Below are 17,049 nucleotides of genomic sequence, written 5' to 3' on the forward strand. Positions count from 1 at the left end.
ACGGACACCTTCTTCCCGGGGGAGGTGGAGAGGCGTTCGGGGGTGGGGGTGCGGTGGCGCGGCGGGACCGGGGCGGCCCCGCCGCGCCGGGTCAGGAGGCGTACACCTCGAACTCGGACAGCTGGCCGGCCGGCCAGCCGGTGTTGCCGGTAAAGGTCAGCCGCACGTAGCGGCGGTCACCGGCGGGCAGCGCTATCGACACGCTGTTGCCGCCCGCCGGGTCGAACGTGTAGCCCGCCGCCGCCTTCAGCGTCGAGTACGACGAGCCGTCGGTGGAGCCGAGCACCGCCACGGTTTGGGTACGGGTCTGCCAGGCCGCCGACGGGGGCAGCTTCAGCACCACCCGGGCGACCGGCCGGGCGCTGCCCAGGTCGACTGTCACCGACTGGGGGAAGGCGTTGTTGGCGCTCTCCCAGTAGGTGGCGGCGTTGCCGTCCACGGTGTTTGCGGCGCCGTACACGTCGGCGTGGCTGGTCTCCGCGACGGGACGGCCCGCCGCCAGGTTCCCGGCCGGTGGCGCGGTGGTGGGTGGCGCAGTCGTGGCGGGCGGCGGCGTGGTGGTGCCGCCGCCGTACACCTCCAGTTCGGCGAGCTGGCCCGCCGGCCAGCCGGTGTTGCCGGTGACGGTGACCCGGACGAACCGCCGGTCGCCGGACGGCAGCGCGATCGACACGCTGTTGCCGGCCGCCGGGTCGAAGACGCGGCCCGCCGACGCGGCCAGCGTGCTGTACGAGGAGCCGTCGGTCGAGCCGAGCACCGACAGCGTCTGGGTACGCCGTTCCCAGCCGGGCGGGAGCTTCAGCACCACCCGGTCGACGGTCCGGGACGCGCCGAGGTCGACGGTGAGCGACTGCGGGAACGCGTTGTTGGCGCTCTCCCAGTAGCTGGCGGCGTTGCCGTCGACGGCGTTGGCGGCGGCGTACGTCTGGGTGGTGCTGGTGGCTGTCGCCGGCCGGCCCAGGGCCAGGTTCCCGCCGGCCGGCGGCGGCGTGGTCGGCGGCGCGGTGGTCGGCGGGGCCGTCGTCGGCGCTGCCGTGGTCGGCGCCGGGCTGGTCGGCGGCGGGCTGGACGGGCCGTTGCCCCACTGCGGCTGCGGCCACGGCCCGCAGTACGGGGTGGGCGTGTACCAGCCGGAGTTGCCGGTGCCCTGGGTGATCTGGAAGCCGCTGCCGACGCAGTTGTGGATCGGGTTGGACTGCGCGATGCCGGTGGCGCGCACGTTCGTGAACCGGACCTGGCTGGGCGCCTGCACCTGGAGCGCGTACGTGCCCGCGCCGTCGATGCGGACGTTGTCGAACGAGATGCCGCTGGTCTGGCCCTCGATCCAGTGCAGCGCCGCGTACGAGCTGTCCAGGATGTCGGTGTCGGTGACGGCGATCGTGGCGCCCTGGATCGGTTCGTTGAGCGCGGAGAACCAGATCGCGCCGACGCCGAACTGCCAGTTGTAGTCGGAGTTGCCGTTGCGGATCAGCGTGTTGCGGGCCACCGTGATCGTGCCGGCCACTGCTGTCGGCCCGGTGACGCCCGGATAGCGGTTCGCCACGTGGATGCCGCCGCCGTTCGTGACCGAGTCGGCGGTGACGTTGTCCGCAATGGTGATGTCCCGCCCGCCGTACGTGACCAGGTGGTTGGCCAGGATCGTCACGCCGATGGTGTTACGGGTGAAGGAGTTGCCGACGTTCGGCACGCTCTGGGCCCACATGGCCAGCGCGTCGTCGCCGGTGTTGCGGACGAACGTGTTGGTCACAGTGGAGTTGGTGACGCCCCAGTGGAAGTTCACCCCGTCGGCGGTCTGGTCGAGGATGCGGCTGTTGCGGATGGTGAAGTTGTCCATCGGCCCGTCCATCCAGGCGCCGACCTTGGTGTGCTGCAACCACAGGTTGTCCACCACCGAGTTGCTCATCGCGCCGCCGATGGCGTTGACCTGGTCCTCGTCGACGCGTTCCCGGATGTCGCCGATGATGGCGAAGTCCCGCAGCGTGACGTTGCGGCTCGGCCCGCCGGCCTCGTGCGGGCGGATCTCGCCCGAGTAGCCGCCGCCCGGAACGTACTTGCCGTAGATGCCGGCGGCGCGTTTACGGTCGGTCGGGTGCCGCCCGCCCAGCACCGAGTACCAGGGGCCGGCGCCGCGCAGCGTCACGCCGTCGACCACGACGTGGTCCCAGAGCGTGAACGTGCCGGCCGGGATCCACACCGCCCGGCCCTGCGCCTTGCCGGCGTCCACGGCGGCCTGGAACTTCGCCGTCGAGTCGGTGCCGCCGGTCGGGTCGGCGCCGAAGTCGGTCACCACGTCCAGCACGCCGGACGGCTTGGTGATCGGTGCGCCGACCAGCTCGAAGTCGGCCAGGTCGATGGTGAACGTGGGTGACTGGGCGGTCGAGGAGACCTGGAGGCGGATCTTCGTGCCGGCCGGGTACGTGGTGCCGAACATGGTGCGGGTCTCGTCGTAGAAGTGGTGCGGGTTGGTGTCGCCCGGGTTGTTGTTGAACGGGTAGCCGCCGTAGTACCAGCCGTACCGGGAGGTGACCGGCACCGCCTTGACCAGGGTGCCGTTGGCGCGCAGGTCGATGGTGGCGTCGCGGCCGGTGCCGGCGGCGTTGTCCGGCAGGCTGTACCGGAACGTGACAGCGTTGGCCGGGGCGGTGAGCGTGAACTCGACGTACTCGCCGACCGCGTCGAGCGTGACCGCCTCCCGGCCGGACGCCTCCGACGGCAGCGTGCCGTAGCGCCGGTCGGGGCCGATCTTCGTGCCGGTGTGGGCGGCCTGCTCGGCCTCCTGCTCCCGGAACGGCACTGTGGCGCCGCGTCCGGTGATGTCGAACGGGGACAGCCCGGCGGCGGACGCCGGGGTGGCGGTCGTGGTGAGCGCCACGACGACGAGTGTCGAGGCGGCGAGCGTGACGGCGGCGAGGGCGGCCACGCCGGTGCTGCGGTGGCGGTGCGCGGTGCGGTGCTCGGCCATGCGGGGTGTGCTCCCTTTCGTCGGTGGCCAGATCCCCCCGTGCGGCGTTGCCTCTCCTTCCTCCTCCCCAGGTGTGCGGCGTCTGTGGCGGCCGGGACGGGCCGCCGGGTGGTTCGGCGGCGCCGGCGGCGGGACGGGGCCGCCGGCGCCGCGGTCAGGCCGATCGGGTACGCAGCCAGACCGCGGTGTCCGGTGGCAGCCGGTCGTCGTCGAGTGGGCCGCTGGCGAGCAGCAGCTCGTCGTGCGCGGGCAGCGGCACAGCCGCGCCGCCGAGGTTGACCAGGCAGGTGAAGCCGGGTTCGCGGGCGAACGCGAGCACACCGTCCGGTGCGGGCAGCCAGGTCAGCGTGCCGTCGCCGAGCGCCGGTTCGGTGCGGCGCAGCGCCAGCGCGGCCCGGTACAGCTCCAGCATCGAGTGCGGGTCGCCGGTCTGGGCGCGGACCGTGCGGTCCTTCCAGTCGGCCGGTTGCGGCAGCCAGGGCGCGGTGGCCGCGCCGTCGGGGCTGAACCCGAACGGCGGGGTGTCGCCCTGCCAGGGCAGCGGCACCCGGCAGCCGTCGCGGCCCGGGTCGACCCGCCCGGACCGCTCCCACATCGGGTCCTGCCGCAGCTCGTACGGGATGTCCTCGACCTCCCAGAGGCCCAGTTCCTCACCCTGGTAGACGTAGGCGGCGCCGGGCAGCGCGAGGGACAGCAGCGCGGCGGCGCGGGCCCGGCGGGTGCCCAGTTCCAGGTCGGTGGGGATGCCCTCGCGTTTGGCGGCGAAGCTGAACCGGGTGTCGGCGCGGCCGTACCGGGTGACGTGGCGGGTGACGTCGTGGTTGGACAGCACCCAGGTGGCGGGCGCGCCGACCGGGGCGTGCGCGGCGAGCGTGCCGTCGATGCTCTCCCGCAGCGCGGTGGCGTCCCAGGCGCAGCCGAGGAAGTCGAAGTTGAACGCGGTGTGCAGCTCGTCCGGGCGCAGGTAGTTCGCGAACCGCTGCCGGTCGGGCAGCCACACCTCCCCCACCAGGGCCCGCTCGCCCGGGTACGAGTCGGCGATGCGCCGCCACGCGCGGTACACGTCGTGCACGCCGTCCTGGTCGCGGAACGGGTGTGGCCGGTCCGGGTGGACCTCCGGCAGGGTGCCGTCCTTGACGAGCAGACCGGCCGAGTCGATGCGGATGCCGTCCACGCCCCGCTCGAACCAGAACCGCAGGATGTCCTCGAACTCGGCGCGGACCCGGGGGTGGTCCCAGTTGAAGTCGGGTTGCTGCGGGGCGAACAGGTGCAGGTACCAGTCGCCGGGGGTGCCGTCCGGGTCGGTGGTGCGGGTCCAGGTCGGGCCGCCGAACTCGCCGGTCCAGTCGGTGGGCGGCAGGTCACCGCCCGGTCCCCGGCCGGGACGGAACCAGAACAGGTCCCGCTCCGGCGCGCCCGGCCCGCCGGCGAGCGCGGCCCGGAACCACTGGTGCGCGTCGGAGCAGTGGTTGGGCACCACGTCGACGATGCTGCGGATGCCGAGCGCGTGCGCCTCGGCGATCAGCGCCTCCACCTCGGCGAGCGTGCCGAAGACCGGATCGATGTCGCGGTAGTCGGCCACGTCGTAGCCGGCGTCGGCCATCGGCGACGGGTACCAGGGGCTGAACCAGATCGCGTCGACGCCGAGCGCGGCGAGGTGATCCAGGCGGGACCGGATGCCGGCGACGTCGCCGATCCCGTCGCCGTCGCCGTCGGCGAAGCTGCGCGGGTAGACCTGGTAGATCACCGCGGAGCGCCACCACGGGCTGTTGTCGGCCATGGACACGGGCACCTGCTTTCTGCGGGTTCGGTTCTGCGGCGGCGGGCTTGCGGCGGGCTTGTGGACGGCGGCGGCCGTGCGGCGGCGCCGGTCAGCCCTTGAGGCCGCCGGTGGTCAGGCCGGACATGATGTTGCGCTGGAAGATCAGGAACAGCACGACGGTGGGGATCGCGGCGATCACCGACGCGGCGATGACCACGTTCATCGGGGTGCCGCCGGCGAATGCGTAGATGCCGACGCTGACGGTCCGCGTCTCCGGTGACGGCATGACCAGCTTCGGCCAGAGGAAGTCCTTCCAGACCGCCGTCACCGCGAAGATCGCCACCACGCCGAGGATCGGCCGCGACATCGGCAGGACGATGGACCAGAGCGTGCGCAGCGGGGAGGCGCCGTCCATCATGGCGGCGGCCATCAGGTCCTCCGGGATCGAGTCGAAGAACCGTTTCAGCAGGAAGATGTTGAACGCGTTGGCCACCAGCGGCAGCCAGATCGCGAACGGCGAGTCGAGCAGGTTGACGTGCACGATCGGCAGGTCGATCACCGTGACGTACTGCGGGACGATGAGCACCATCGCCGGGATCATCAGCGTCGCCAGCATCATGCCGAGGATCAGCTTGCCCAGCACCGGGCGCAGCTTCGACAACGCGTACGCGGCGGCGGTGTCGAGGACGAGCTGGAACACCACCGCCCCGGTCGCGTAGTAGAACGTGTTGAACAGCAGCTTCGCGAGATCCAGGTTGGTCCAGGCGTCGACGTAGTTGCCCGGCTGCGGATCGCGCGGGAACAGCGTCGGCGGCGTCTGGGCGATCTCCTGGCCGGACTTCAGCGCGCCGGTGACCATCCAGTACAGCGGGCCGAGGAACACCAGCGTGAACCCGGCCACGACCGCGGAGAGCACGACCCAGTAGAGGACGCGGCCGCGACCGCGCCGCAGCTGCGCGTGCGAGATGAGGGTACGGGTGGTGGTGTCGGCGGCCATGTCCTAGTCCTGTCTCGCGGTCAGTCGCAGGTAGACGGCGGAGAACCCGGCCAGCACCACCAGCATGATCACGCCGAGCGCGGCGGCGCCGTTGAGGTCGTTCTGGAAGAACCCGTGCTGGTAGATCAGGTACGCCACCGAGGTCGCCGAGTCCTGCGTACCGGCGCCGTTGGCGAGGATCAGCGGCTCGATGAACAGCTGCATGGTGGCCACGATCTGGAGCATCGCCAGCAGCGCCAGGATCAGCCGGGTCTGCGGGATCGTCACGTGCCGGATGCGCCGCCACACCCCGGCGCCGTCGATCTCGGCGGCCTCGTACAGCTCGCCGGGGATGTTCTGCAACGCGGCCAGGTAGATCAGTACGGCGCCGCCCATGTTCATCCAGGTCGACGCGATCACCATGGCGGGCATCGTCATCGCCTGCGACTGCATCCACTCCGACGTGGGCAGTCCCAGCGCGGTGAGGATCGCGTTGAACAGCCCCGCCTCGCTCGGGTCGTACGCGTAGAACTTGAACAGGAACAGCGCTGAGGCCGGCGGCAGCATCACCGGCAGGTAGACCAGCACCCGCAGGTAGCCCTTGGCGTGGTGCAGCTCGTTGAGCAGGATCGCCACGAAGAACGGCACCAGGTAGCCGAGCACCAGCGCCAGGCCGGTGAAGACGAACGTGTTCTTCCAGGCGGTCCAGAAGCTCGGATCGGCGATGATCCGGCTGTAGTTTTCCCAGCCGACCCAGGTGGTCTCGCCCCGGCGGGTGCGCTGGAAGCTCATCACGACGCCGCGCACCATCGGGTACCAGGAGAAGACGGCGAAGCAGACGACAGCGCCGATGAGGAACGTGTGCCCGGTGACGTTGTCCCGGACCTTGCGGCCGAGGCCGGCGCGGCGTCCGGCGGTACGCGACGGCGGCGGCGCGACGGGGCCGGTACGGCGGGTGGCACCGGGGGCGGTGGTGAGCGCCAAGGCGACTCCTGCGGTGCTCGGGGAGGTGGGGCCGGTGCGCCGGCCCCACCTCCGGTCGGGTCAGCTCTGCGCGGCCAGCAGCTGGTTGACCTTGTCCTCGGCGGTCTTGAGCAGGGCGTCGATGTTCGCGTTCGGGTTGGTCAGCACCCCGGACATCGCGGCGTCGAGCACCGCGTAGATGGCCTGGGCGTTACGCGGCTCGCCCTTGATCGGCACCGGGTTCGCCTCGAAGACCGCGAAGTTCGTGGTGTCCACGTTGGCGTTGGCCTTGCGCAGCTCCAGTTCCTGCTTCTGCGCGTCGCTGCCGCCTGCGAACAGCAGCGGCTGGGGCAGGCCGACCGGGTAGTTCTGCGGCTTGGCACGCACGTAGTCGAACTGGCCCTTGCCGGGGGTGAGCTTCTGGTAGGCGAGCCACTTCAGACCGGCCTTGACCTGCTCGGGGCTCAGGCCCTTCTTGAAGAAGTAACCCTCGCCGCCGCCGAGCGTGGCCTTGGCGGGGCCGTCCTGGCCGGGCAGCGGGCCCATCGCCCAGTCCTGGTACTTGCCCTGGAACTGGCTGACGATCGCCTGGGTAGCGTCCGGCGCGCCGATGAACATGCCGACCTTGCCGGCGCCGGCGTTGGTGAGCAGGTCACCCCACTGGAGCAGCTGCCGGGCGCCCATGCTGTTGTCGCCGTACCGCATGTCCTTGAGGTTTTGCAGGACCTGCTTGCCCATCGCGTTGTTGAAGTCGGCCTTCTTGCCGTCGGCGCTGAGCACCTGGCCACCCTGGGAGTAGAGCAGCGAGGTGAAGTGCCAGCCGCCGGTGTTGCCGGCGCTGTACTCGGCGTACCCGGCGATGCCGTCGCCGAGCGCGGAGATCTTCTTGGCCGCGGCCCGCACCTCGGGCCAGGTCTTCGGCGGGTTGTTGACGTCGAGCCCGGCCCGCTGGAACAGCGCCTTGTTGTAGATCAGGCCCATCGAGTAGTTCTTCACCGGTACGGCGTAGAGCTTGCCGCCGTCGGTGAAGACCTCCTTGAGCGCGGGGTCGACGCTGTCCCAGGTGGGGATCGTGTCCTTCGTGGCGTACTGGCCGATGTCCATCGCCTGGCCGGAGTCCAGCACCTGCTGCAGGTCGGTCATGTAGCCGTAGAAGACGTCGGTGACGGTGCCGCCGGCGAGACGGGCGGTGAAGTCCGGCGGGTTGTTGCACTGCTCGCCGACGCTGACGCTCTTGACGACGATGTCCGGGTTCTGCCGCTGGAACTCGGCGACGTCGTCGTTCCAGTTCTTCAGCAGTTCCTTCTGCGCGCCGACCGGCTGGCAGTCGACGGTGATGGTGACCTTGCCGCCGGCGTCGCTGCTGTCGTCGCTCTTGGTGGAGCACGCCGCAAGGCTGAGCCCGAGGCCGGCCGCGAGCGCTACGGCCGCGACCTTCCGATACTGCGGTACGGACATCTGTCCATCCCTTCGGGAACGGGTGTATCCATGGCCTTCACTGATGTGCGGTGACCGCGCGGCTGCCTGTGGTGGTGGAACGGCAACCGGCGCGCGCCCTGCCTCCGGAAACCGCGCCCCGGGTCAGGTGTGAGTGGAGTCACTGTAGCGACGCCGACCGAGGCCAGCAAGATGCGAACTCAAGAACGCAAAAACACGACGGTACGGCGGAAGGCAGCGCGGTGACGGCAGACTGGAGCGCGGGAGCGCGACCATGGGGGCGCGGGTCGCCACCACCGGACCGGAGATGGCGCGGTGGGCGTGGTGGGCGGGCGGAGCCCGCCGGGGGTCAGCGGCGAGGGGCGGGTGCGGTGGAGCCGCGTACCACCAGCTCGGGCTCGAACAGCAGCTCGTCGTGCAGCACGCCGGCGCCCTCGATCTGGGTCACCAGCAGGTCCACGGCGGCCTGGCCCATCGTCTCGATCGGTTGCCGCACAGTGGTCAGCGGCGGGTCGGTGCAGGTCATGAACGCCGAGTCGTCGAAGCCGACCACCGAGACGTCGGCCGGCACGGCGCAGCCCAGGCGGCGGGCGGCCCGGATGGTGCCCAGCGCCAGCACGTCGCTGGCGCAGACGATCCCGGTGGCGCCGCGCTCGATCAGTTTCGTGGCCGCGACCCGGGCGCCCTCCATGGAGAAGCTGGACCGCTCCACCAGGGACCGGTCCTCGCCCCAGCCGGCGGCCCGGACCATCGCGTCGAGCTTGCGGCGCGAGGGCACGTGGTCGGCCGGGCCGAGCACCATGCCGATCCGCTCGTGGCCGAGGGAGCGCAGGTGCCCGTACGCCTGCTCGACGGCGACCGCGTCGTCGGTGGACACCCGCGGGAAGCCCAGCTCCTCGACGCCGGCGTTGACGAGCACCACCGGCAGGCCCCGGTCGGTCAGGCGCCGGTAGTGCTCGTGCGAGGCGTCGGCGAGGGCGTACGAGCCGCCGGCGAAGATGACGCCGCTGACCTGGTGGTCGAGCAGCATCTCCACGTACCCGGACTCCGGTACGCCGCCGATGGTGCGGGCACACAGCGCCGGGGTGAAGCCGCGCTGCGCGAGCGATCCGGTCACCACCTCGGCCAGCGCCGGGAAGATCGGGTTCTGCAGCTCCGGCAGCACCAGGCCGACCAGGCGGGCGCGCTCGCCGCGCAGCTTGCTCGGGCGCTCGTATCCGAGCACGTCAAGGGCGGTCAGCACGGCGGTCCGGGTCGCCTCGGACACGCCGCCGCGGCCGTTCAGCACCCGGCTCACCGTCGCCTCGCTGACGCCCGCCTTGCGGGCCACCTCGGTCAGGCGCTTCGTCACGGCGGCAATCGTACGTCGGATTCTTGCAAGAAATGAACAGCCGGAGCGGTCACGTCTTGCCGCTGACGGCCGCAGCTGGTCCGAAAGATACGAGCAGATTGATGCTTGAAAGGCGACAGAGCGCTGGAATAGCATGAGGAACCTTGTCGATGGCCTGCGCCGCCGGGGCCACCCGTCCCCCGAGAAAGTGGGTGCTCCGATGTCGCGGAGCGTGCCGAGGACCCTCGCGGCGGCGCTCGTCGCCGCCGCCCTGCTCGTCCCGCCCGGCGCCGCCACGGCGAGCCCGCCGCGCGGACCGGCTCCCGTGGTGACCCGCGCCGGGCTCGACCCCGCGCTGGTGGCCGGGCGCGGCGCGACAGTGGACTACGTCGAGCAGGAGGCCGAACACGGCCGGACCACCGGCACCGTGATCGGGCCGGACCGGTCGGCGTACACACTCGCCGGCGAGGCGTCCGGCCGCCGGGCCGTGCGCCTGCTGCCCGGCCAGTACGTCGAACTCACACTCCCCCGGCCCACGAACGCGCTGACCGTGCGCTACAGCATCCCGGACGCGCCGGGCGGCGGTGGGATCACCGCGCCGTTTCGGGTGACCGTCGGGCGCGCGCCCGCCCGCACCCTGACGCTGACCTCGCAGTACGCGTGGCTCTACAACCAGTACCCGTTCACCAACGACCCGGGCGCCGACCTGCTGCACCCGGACTGGTGGATCACCGAGTGCTCCTGCGTCCCGGCGGCCACCACGCCCGCACCGGTGATCACCAAACCGTTCCGGCCGCACCACTTCTACGACGAGCAGCGCCTGCTGCTCGGCCGTACCCATCGGGCCGGTGAGGTGGTCCGGCTGACCGCGCCGCGCGGCACGGCCGCCGCCTGGACGGTGATCGACCTGGTGGACGCGCACCTGGTCGCGCCGCCCCGCGTGGTCCCCCGCGCGGTGAACGCGCTGTCGTTCGGCGCCGACCCGACCGGCCGGCGGGAGTCCGCCGACGCGTTCGACCACGCGATCGCGTACGCCCGCCGGGTGGACCGCCCGCTCTACCTGCCACCGGGCACCTACCAGGTCAACCGGCACGTCGTCGTGGACGACGTGACGATCGCCGGGGCCGGGAGCTGGTACACGATCGTGCGGGGACGCGAGGTCGCCCTGGACACCCCCGCGCCCGACGGCTCGCGGCACACGGGCGTCGGCTTCTACGGCCGCGACGCCGCCGACGGCGGCAGCAGCAACGTGCACCTGTCCGGTTTCACGATCGAGGGCGACGTACGGGAGCGGATCGACACCGACCAGGTCAACGCCATCGGCGGGGCGCTCAGCCACAGCACGATCGACGGCCTATACCTGCACCACACGAAGGTCGGCATGTGGTTCGACGGGCCGATGACCGGCCTGCGGGTCACGAACACGGTGATCGCCGACCAGATCGCCGACGGGCTGAACTTCCACACCGGCGTCACGCACTCGTCGGTGACGAACTCGGTGGTCCGCAACAGCGGCGACGACGCGCTCGCCATGTGGTCGGAGGGCACGGCGAACGCGTCGAACACGTTCGCGTACAACACCGTGCAGTCGCCGGTGCTCGCCAACGGCATCGCGCTGTACGGCGGCACCGACCTGACCGTCGCGCACAACCTGATCGCCGACCCGGTACGCGAGGGCAGCGCGATCCAGGTGGGCTCCCGGTTCGGGGCCGAGCCGTTCACCGGCCGGCTACGGATCACCGGCAACACCACGGTGCGCGCCGGCACGTACGACCTGAACTGGAACATCGGTCTCGGCGCGATCTGGTTCTACGCGCTGGACCGCAGCATCGACGCCGCGGACATCGTGGTCAGCGGCGACGCGTACCTGGACAGCACGTACAACGCGATCATGCTGGTCAGCGACTGGCCGGTGAAGGACAGCGTCCGCATCGACAACGTGCGCTTCCGCGACATCCGGGTCGACGGCACCGGCACGTCGGTGGTCAGCGCGCGGACGGCGGGCGGGGCGCGCTTCGAGAACGTCGACGCCCGCCACGTGGGCGCGGTCGGTGTGAACAACTGCGGGTCGTTCCACTTCACCCCGGCCGGGTCGGAGTTCACAGTGACCGACCTCGGCGGCAACGACGGCGGGTGGCTCGCCCCGTGGCTGCTGCCCAACACCATCACCTGCGACGACCGGCCACCTGTGGTGCCGCCGCCCCCGCCCTCGCGCTGGTGACACACGATGCGACCCCCGCCGGCCGGGCCGGTGGGGGTCGCGTCCGGGTCGATCAGGCCTCGGTGAGCTGGCCGCGCAGCTTGGTCAGGGCACGGGCGAGCAGCCGGGACACGTGCATCTGGGAGACACCGACCCGGGCGGCGATCTCGCTCTGGGTCAGGTTGCCGTAGAAGCGGAGCGTGAGGATCTTCTGCTCCCGCTCGTCGAGCGTGGCGAGCGCCGGGCCCAGGGAGGCGCGCAGGTCGGCCAGCTCGTACTCGTTGTCCTCGGTGCCGAGCGTGTCGCCCAGCTCGGTGGCGCTGTCGCCGTCGCCGATCGGGGTGGACAGCGAGACCGCGTTGTACGCGCGGGCGCCCTCCAGGCCCTCGAGCACCTCTTCCTCGGTGACGTCGAGGTGGGCGGCGATGTCGGCGACGGTCGGCGCCCGGTTGAGCGTCTGGGTCAGCGTGCTGTTGGCCTCGGAGATGCGCAGCCGCAGCTCCTGGAGGCGGCGCGGGACCCGGATGTTCCAGGTGCGGTCGCGGAAGTGCCGCTTGATCTCGCCCAGGATGGTCGGGATGGCGAAGCCGGCGAAGTCGACACCGCGCGAGGCGTCGAACCGGTCCACCGCCTTGATCAGGCCGAGCGCCGCGGTCTGCGCCAGGTCGCCGGCCGGCTCGCCGCGACCGCTGTAGCGGGCGGCCAGGTGGTTCGCCAGCGGCAGCCACGCCTCGATGACCTGGTTGCGCAGGGCGGCCCGCTGCGGGTGGTCGGCGGGCAGGGCGGCGAGCGCCGCGATCAGCTCGCCGGCGCGGGTCTCCTCACCGGTCTGCGGCGCGCGATGCACCTCGGTGGCGGTCGATGCCATGGTCATCGTGGTCATGCTGCCCTTCCTGTCCTCGGAGAACGGGTGGCCCTCCCACACCGGTCGTGCCAGCCACACTAGACCAAAGGCCACGGCCAAATCAACCGAACGGACGATGGAGATTTTGTGTCATATCCGGACATAGAGCCGATACGGGCGTGTCAGCGAGGCAGCAGCGGCCGGTAGTCGGCGGCGGTGAGCGGCAGCGCGGACAGGCTCCCGTCCGCGCGCGGCACCTCCAGCGGCTGCCCGTCCCGGCGGAACGCCACGCTGTAGACGTCCGGCCGCTGAGTGAGGCTGCACACGATCTGCCCGAAGGCGAGCACCTCGTCGTTGCGGCCGGTCTCCTCCCCGGCCTGACGCACGTCGACGGTGGCCAGCGTGCCGGTCAGTGTCGCCCCGGCCACCGCCACCGTGCCGGGCAGCGCCGTGGCCAGCCCCTGGCGGCGCTCGCCGCCGTCCGGCCCGGCCAGCAGGTGCTGCAGGTGCGCGTCCACCCCCGGCAGTCCGTCCACCCGGCGCGTGACCACGACCAGCCCGTCGTCCCGGACGAAGCAGAACGGCTCGTCCACCCGCCCGTCCCCGTCCACCCTCGAGGACACCGCCGGCGTCGGGAACGCGCCCGGTGGCGTCTTCACCAGCCGGGGCTCGTCGTCCACCGGCACCCCGCAGCCGGCCAGCAGCACGACCGCGAGCAGGCCGGGCAGGAGCCGCCGCCGGCTCATCGCAGCGCTCCCGGCAGTTCGACGCGGAAGCGGGCGCCGGGTGCGCGGTCCAGCACGGCGGCCGTTCCGCCGTGCGCGGCGGCGTGCTGCGCCACCAGGGCGAGCCCGAGGCCGGTGCCGTCGGTGCCGGCCCGGTCGTGCGCCGCCCGCCCCCTGACGAACCGGTCGAAGATGATCTCCCGATCGGCGGGCGGCACGCCCGGCCCGCTGTCATCGACCTCCAGCACGCCCACGCCGTCGCGCCCGGCGAGACGTACGGCGACCGGCCCGCCGCCGTACCGCTCGGCGTTCTCGAGGAGGTTCAGCAGCGTCTGGGCGAACCGGCGCCGGTCGACCCACCACAGGCGCGGGGCGTCGCCGTCGAGAGCCACCAGGCTCTCCGGCAGCGACCGTTCCCGGCAGGTGGCGCGGGCCAGCTCCACCACGTCGACCGTCTCGCGGTGGGCCGGCTGCTCGGTGCGGGCCAGCTGGATGAGGTCGTCGACCAGGCGCTGGAAGCGGGTCACCTCGTCGGCGACCAGGCCCGCCGCGGTGGCGGTGCGCTCGTCCTGGTGCTCCCGGCGGCGGTGGAGCACGCTCGCGGCGGCGGCCAGGGTCTGCAGCGGCGAGCGCAGCTCGTGGCTCACGTCGGCGGCGAAGCGCCGGTCCCGCTCGATGCGGTGCACCAGCTTGTCGACCATCTCGTTGAACGAGCTGGACAGGCGGGTGAGGTCGGGATCGGTGGTCGGGTCGAGCCGGGTGGCGAAGTCGCCCGCCGCGATCCGCTCCGCCGCGTCGGCGACGGCGGTGAGCGGACGCAGACTGTGCCGGGTGGCGTACCAGCCGAGCGCCGCGCCCGCTCCGGCGACCATGATCGCCACGGCGATCAGCGCCAGCCCCACCACCTGGAACGTCTCCTCGACCTCCCGCAGCGACGTCAGCTCGTAGTAGCCGAGCGCCCCGGGCAGCGGCACGCCGACCAGCAGCGCGGGCTGCCCGTCGAGCCGGATCCGCTGCACCGCGGGCTTGCCGTCGGCCACCATGCGCTGCAACTCCACCGGCACCGAGCTGGCGCCCACGTCGGCGGTACGGGCGTACCAGCCGTCGGGCAGGTGCAGCAGCGGCCGGCGGGTGCTGCCGGTGTCGAGCGAGCGCAGCACGGCCACCACGTCCGGGGTGCCGGTGTCGAGGCCGGAGCGGACCACCGCGGCGTCGTAGTAGGCGGCCCGGATCGCGGTGCGCTCCCGCTCGTCGAGCAGCGAGCGCCGGGTCAGGTCGTACGAGAAGAGGGCCATCAGCGCCGACAGCAGCAACGCGCCGACGGCGAACGCCGCGGTGACCCGGGCGCGCAGGCCGGGGCGGGTCATCGCTGGAGCTTGTAGCCGAGGCCGCGCAGGGTGACCAGGTGGCGCGGGTTGGCCGGGTCGGATTCGATCTTCTGGCGCAGCCGGCCCACGTGCACGTCGACGAGCCGCTCGTCGCCGGTCTCGTAGCCCCAGACACGGCTGAGCAGCTGCTGGCGCGACAGCACCCGGCCGGCGTGCTCGGCCAGCTCGCAGAGCAGCCGGAACTCGGTGCGGGTCACCGGCACCGGCCGGCCCGAGCGCCGCACCTCGCCGGCCTCCGCGCTGATCTCCAGGTCGCCGAAGAACTGGGCGGGCACCGGCCCGGCCACCGTGCGTACGCGCCGGCGCAGCGCCCGCAGCCGGGCCGACAGCTCCTTGATCGCGACCGGCTTCACCACGTAGTCGTCGGCGCCGGCCTCCAGCGCGGCGACGATGTCGTGGGTGTCGTCGCGGGCGCTGATCACCACGACCGGCACGTCGTCGTCGCGGCGCAGCTGACGGATGCAGTCGAACCCGTTCATGCCGGGCAGCATGAGGTCGACGAGCACGTAGTCCGCCGGCTTCTCCCGCTGCCGGCGCAAGCCGTCCTCCGCGGTCGGCGCGCCGTACGCGTCGTAGCCCTCCTCCTCCAGGGCGAGCTGCAGCGCGAGCCGGATGCGGTCGTCGTCCTCGATCACCAGTACGGCCGTCATATGGGCATCATGACCGGCGTGCCACGGGGAGCCCAATCGCGTGGGCCGTTCGTGGTTTTTGTCATCGAACCGTCATACAACCGTCCGGGGACCTCCAAGATCCCTGCGCAGAGTGGGGTCTGACCTCGTCCCACCACGGAAGCGACCCGATGCCCGCAACCCTGCCGTCCCCGCCGGAGTCCGCCGTGCCGCACGTGCGCGTGGACATCACCGACGAGCTGGACCTCGCCGGGCTGCCCGAGGTCGCCCACGTGCTGGACCGCATCCTCGCGCTGCGGCCCCGCGAGCTGACGATCGACCTCGCCGCGTGCCGGCATGTGGACGCCGCCGCCGTCGCGCTGCTGCTGGACGTGCACCGACGGCTCGCGCGGCAGGGCGGCGTGCTCACGCTGAGCAATCCGCACCCGCGCATCCGGCGGATCCTGGAGACCTCCGGGCTGGGCGCCGTACCCGTCGTCGACACGCCCCGTCCGGCCGCGCGCGGCCGGGCCCGGGTCGCGTCCGAATCACGCTGAGGAGGAGTGGTGACCGGCAGCACGCTCGTCGGAGCGCTCGTGGTGGGCCTGGCAGTCGGCGGGCTGGGACGGCTCGTCCTGCCGGGGCGCAAGGCTGTCCCGGTCTGGCTGACACTCGCGCTCGGTGTGGCGGCCGCGCTGCTGGGCGCGATCGTGGTCGGGCTGGTGGACCGGCGCACCGACGGATCGCCGGTGCTGCCGCTGGTGGTGCAGTCCGGTTTCGCCGCCGTGGCGGTCGTGCTGGCGGTGGTCGCCGCGGGCCGGCCGGAGGCGGAGGGTCAGACGCCGCCCGCGCCGGGCGGCCGGCGGAAGGAGGAGGTGTGACTGTCGTACCAGCGGAGCACCTGATGATGCTCATCTGTGACGGCTGCGGCGACAGCGTCACCGGTACCGGCGCCACGCTTCCCGACGCCGAGGTGGTGTGGACGCTGGTGTTCGAGCACGACTGGGTCGGTTCCCCGTTCGCGTCCGGCCCGCACCACTGCCCCCGCTGCAGCACCCGGGCGGCCATCGCCGAGGACGGCCTGGGCCTGGACGACCTGGAACAGGTGGCGGGCACCCCGGCCGCGCACGACGTGGACCCGTCCGCGGCGGTACGCCGGGCCCTCGCCGAGCGCTCCCTGCGCGACGGGATGGAGCTGGTCGACCTGTCCGGGCTCGAGGTGATCGACTCCGCCGGGCTCAGCCTGCTGGTGCGCGCGCACCAGGACGCCCGGCGCGACGGCCGGCGGCTGGGCCTGGTGTCGCCGTCTCGGTTCGTGCTCACCGTGCTGCACACCATGCGGCTCGACGGCGTCTTCACCGTCGTCGACGGCCGCGCCCCGGCGCCGGGGCCCGCGTCCCGGCGACCGGTCCTGACCGAACAGAAGGAGACCTCCCCGTGGTGATGCCCTGGCCGTACCCCGAGTTCCCCTTCACCGGCGGCGGGCCGGAGCCCGACGACGCCGACACCCGGCTCGCGTCGCTTGTCGCGCAGCGGCTCAGCGCCGACTGGACCACCCGGCGGCAGCAGATCACCGTGACCGTGCAGAACCGGGTGGTCATCCTGGCCGGCCTGGTGGCCGACCCGCAGACGCGGCTGGTCGCCGCCGAGCTGGCCTGGGACGTACCGGGCGTGTTCGACGTGTGCAACGCGCTGCGGCTCTACGGCGGGCGGCGCGGCGGCCGCTGAGCCGCGACTGTTGCACGCATCGGCGTCCACCTCTACGCTCGGCCGTGGGAGCGCTCCCCCAGGCCGCCGCGTCGGGCTCACCGGGCAGGTTCACGACGGGCACCCGTCCGATCACCATCAAGCGAT

At 72.3% G+C, this 17,049-nt stretch carries 15 protein-coding genes; 5 read left to right on the top strand and 10 right to left on the bottom strand.

The genetic code is table 11. The features are described from left to right. Window positions 1-91: 91 nt before the first annotated feature. The 6 genes from O7607_RS27785 to O7607_RS27810 all read right to left on the bottom strand — a co-directional run bounded on the left by O7607_RS27785 (window position 92) and on the right by O7607_RS27810 (window position 9,451). Window positions 92-2,962 carry a discoidin domain-containing protein gene (locus O7607_RS27785; RefSeq protein ID WP_269706402.1) on the bottom strand — a complete coding sequence of 957 codons (2,871 nt, stop codon included), beginning with the start codon at window positions 2,960-2,962 and terminating at the stop codon, window positions 92-94. 154 nt (window positions 2,963-3,116) lie between these two features. Next, window positions 3,117-4,742, bottom strand: coding sequence for a glycoside hydrolase family 13 protein (locus tag O7607_RS27790; protein WP_269707091.1), 1,626 nt, complete (start codon window positions 4,740-4,742; stop codon window positions 3,117-3,119). A 91-nt stretch (window positions 4,743-4,833) separates the two neighbouring features. After that, window positions 4,834-5,721, bottom strand: coding sequence for a carbohydrate ABC transporter permease (locus O7607_RS27795; protein WP_269706403.1), 888 nt, complete (start codon window positions 5,719-5,721; stop codon window positions 4,834-4,836). 3 nt (window positions 5,722-5,724) lie between these two features. After that, window positions 5,725-6,684: a carbohydrate ABC transporter permease gene (locus O7607_RS27800; RefSeq protein ID WP_269706404.1), complete on the bottom strand. Its 960-nt coding sequence runs from the start codon at window positions 6,682-6,684 to the stop codon at window positions 5,725-5,727. Between the two features lie 60 nt (window positions 6,685-6,744). Then, window positions 6,745-8,121, bottom strand: a complete 1,377-nt coding sequence (locus tag O7607_RS27805) for an ABC transporter substrate-binding protein (protein WP_269706405.1) — start codon at window positions 8,119-8,121, stop codon at window positions 6,745-6,747. Window positions 8,122-8,449: 328 nt separating this feature from the next. Next, complete coding sequence (locus tag O7607_RS27810; RefSeq protein WP_194801556.1) at window positions 8,450-9,451, bottom strand: LacI family DNA-binding transcriptional regulator; 1,002 nt, start codon at window positions 9,449-9,451, stop codon at window positions 8,450-8,452. Window positions 9,452-9,650: 199 nt separating this feature from the next. Here O7607_RS27810 and O7607_RS27815 point away from each other — a divergent pair, with 199 nt between their 5' ends. Further along, window positions 9,651-11,651 carry a glycosyl hydrolase family 28-related protein gene (locus tag O7607_RS27815; protein WP_269706406.1) on the top strand — a complete coding sequence of 667 codons (2,001 nt, stop codon included), beginning with the start codon at window positions 9,651-9,653 and terminating at the stop codon, window positions 11,649-11,651. 52 nt (window positions 11,652-11,703) lie between these two features. On the opposite strand, the gene O7607_RS27820 is transcribed toward O7607_RS27815, so the two are convergent. From O7607_RS27820 to O7607_RS27835, 4 genes are all read right to left on the bottom strand, one after another. Continuing rightward, window positions 11,704-12,513: a SigB/SigF/SigG family RNA polymerase sigma factor gene (locus tag O7607_RS27820; RefSeq protein ID WP_269706407.1), complete on the bottom strand. Its 810-nt coding sequence runs from the start codon at window positions 12,511-12,513 to the stop codon at window positions 11,704-11,706. Window positions 12,514-12,656: 143 nt separating this feature from the next. Next, window positions 12,657-13,220, bottom strand: coding sequence for a GerMN domain-containing protein (locus O7607_RS27825; RefSeq protein ID WP_269706408.1), 564 nt, complete (start codon window positions 13,218-13,220; stop codon window positions 12,657-12,659). After that, the gene (locus O7607_RS27830; protein WP_269706410.1) at window positions 13,217-14,566 is read right to left on the bottom strand and encodes a sensor histidine kinase; all 1,350 of its coding nucleotides are present in this window, start codon (window positions 14,564-14,566) and stop codon (window positions 13,217-13,219) included. The genes O7607_RS27825 and O7607_RS27830 overlap by 4 nt, the downstream gene beginning before the upstream one ends. After that, complete coding sequence (locus O7607_RS27835) at window positions 14,563-15,237, bottom strand: response regulator transcription factor (protein ID WP_269706411.1); 675 nt, start codon at window positions 15,235-15,237, stop codon at window positions 14,563-14,565. The genes O7607_RS27830 and O7607_RS27835 overlap by 4 nt, the downstream gene beginning before the upstream one ends. Window positions 15,238-15,386: 149 nt before the next feature. Between O7607_RS27835 and O7607_RS27840 the strand changes: the two genes are divergently transcribed. The 4 genes from O7607_RS27840 to O7607_RS27855 are packed head-to-tail and all read left to right on the top strand — an operon-like array spanning window position 15,387 to window position 16,923. Further along, window positions 15,387-15,752, top strand: coding sequence for an STAS domain-containing protein (locus O7607_RS27840; RefSeq protein WP_269706412.1), 366 nt, complete (start codon window positions 15,387-15,389; stop codon window positions 15,750-15,752). Window positions 15,753-15,761: 9 nt separating this feature from the next. Continuing rightward, a complete protein-coding gene (locus O7607_RS27845; protein WP_269706413.1) occupies window positions 15,762-16,076 on the top strand; it encodes a hypothetical protein in 315 nt (104 codons plus the stop codon). Then, on the top strand, window positions 16,073-16,639 hold the full coding sequence (locus O7607_RS27850) for an STAS domain-containing protein (RefSeq protein ID WP_269706414.1): 567 nt from the start codon (window positions 16,073-16,075) through the stop codon (window positions 16,637-16,639). The genes O7607_RS27845 and O7607_RS27850 overlap by 4 nt, the downstream gene beginning before the upstream one ends. Then, window positions 16,633-16,923, top strand: a complete 291-nt coding sequence (locus tag O7607_RS27855; protein WP_433495969.1) for a BON domain-containing protein — start codon at window positions 16,633-16,635, stop codon at window positions 16,921-16,923. The genes O7607_RS27850 and O7607_RS27855 overlap by 7 nt, the downstream gene beginning before the upstream one ends. The last annotated feature ends 126 nt before the right edge of the window (window positions 16,924-17,049 follow it).

Source organism: Micromonospora sp. WMMA1949 (genome assembly GCF_027460145.1).
Lineage (GTDB): Bacteria > Actinomycetota > Actinomycetes > Mycobacteriales > Micromonosporaceae > Micromonospora.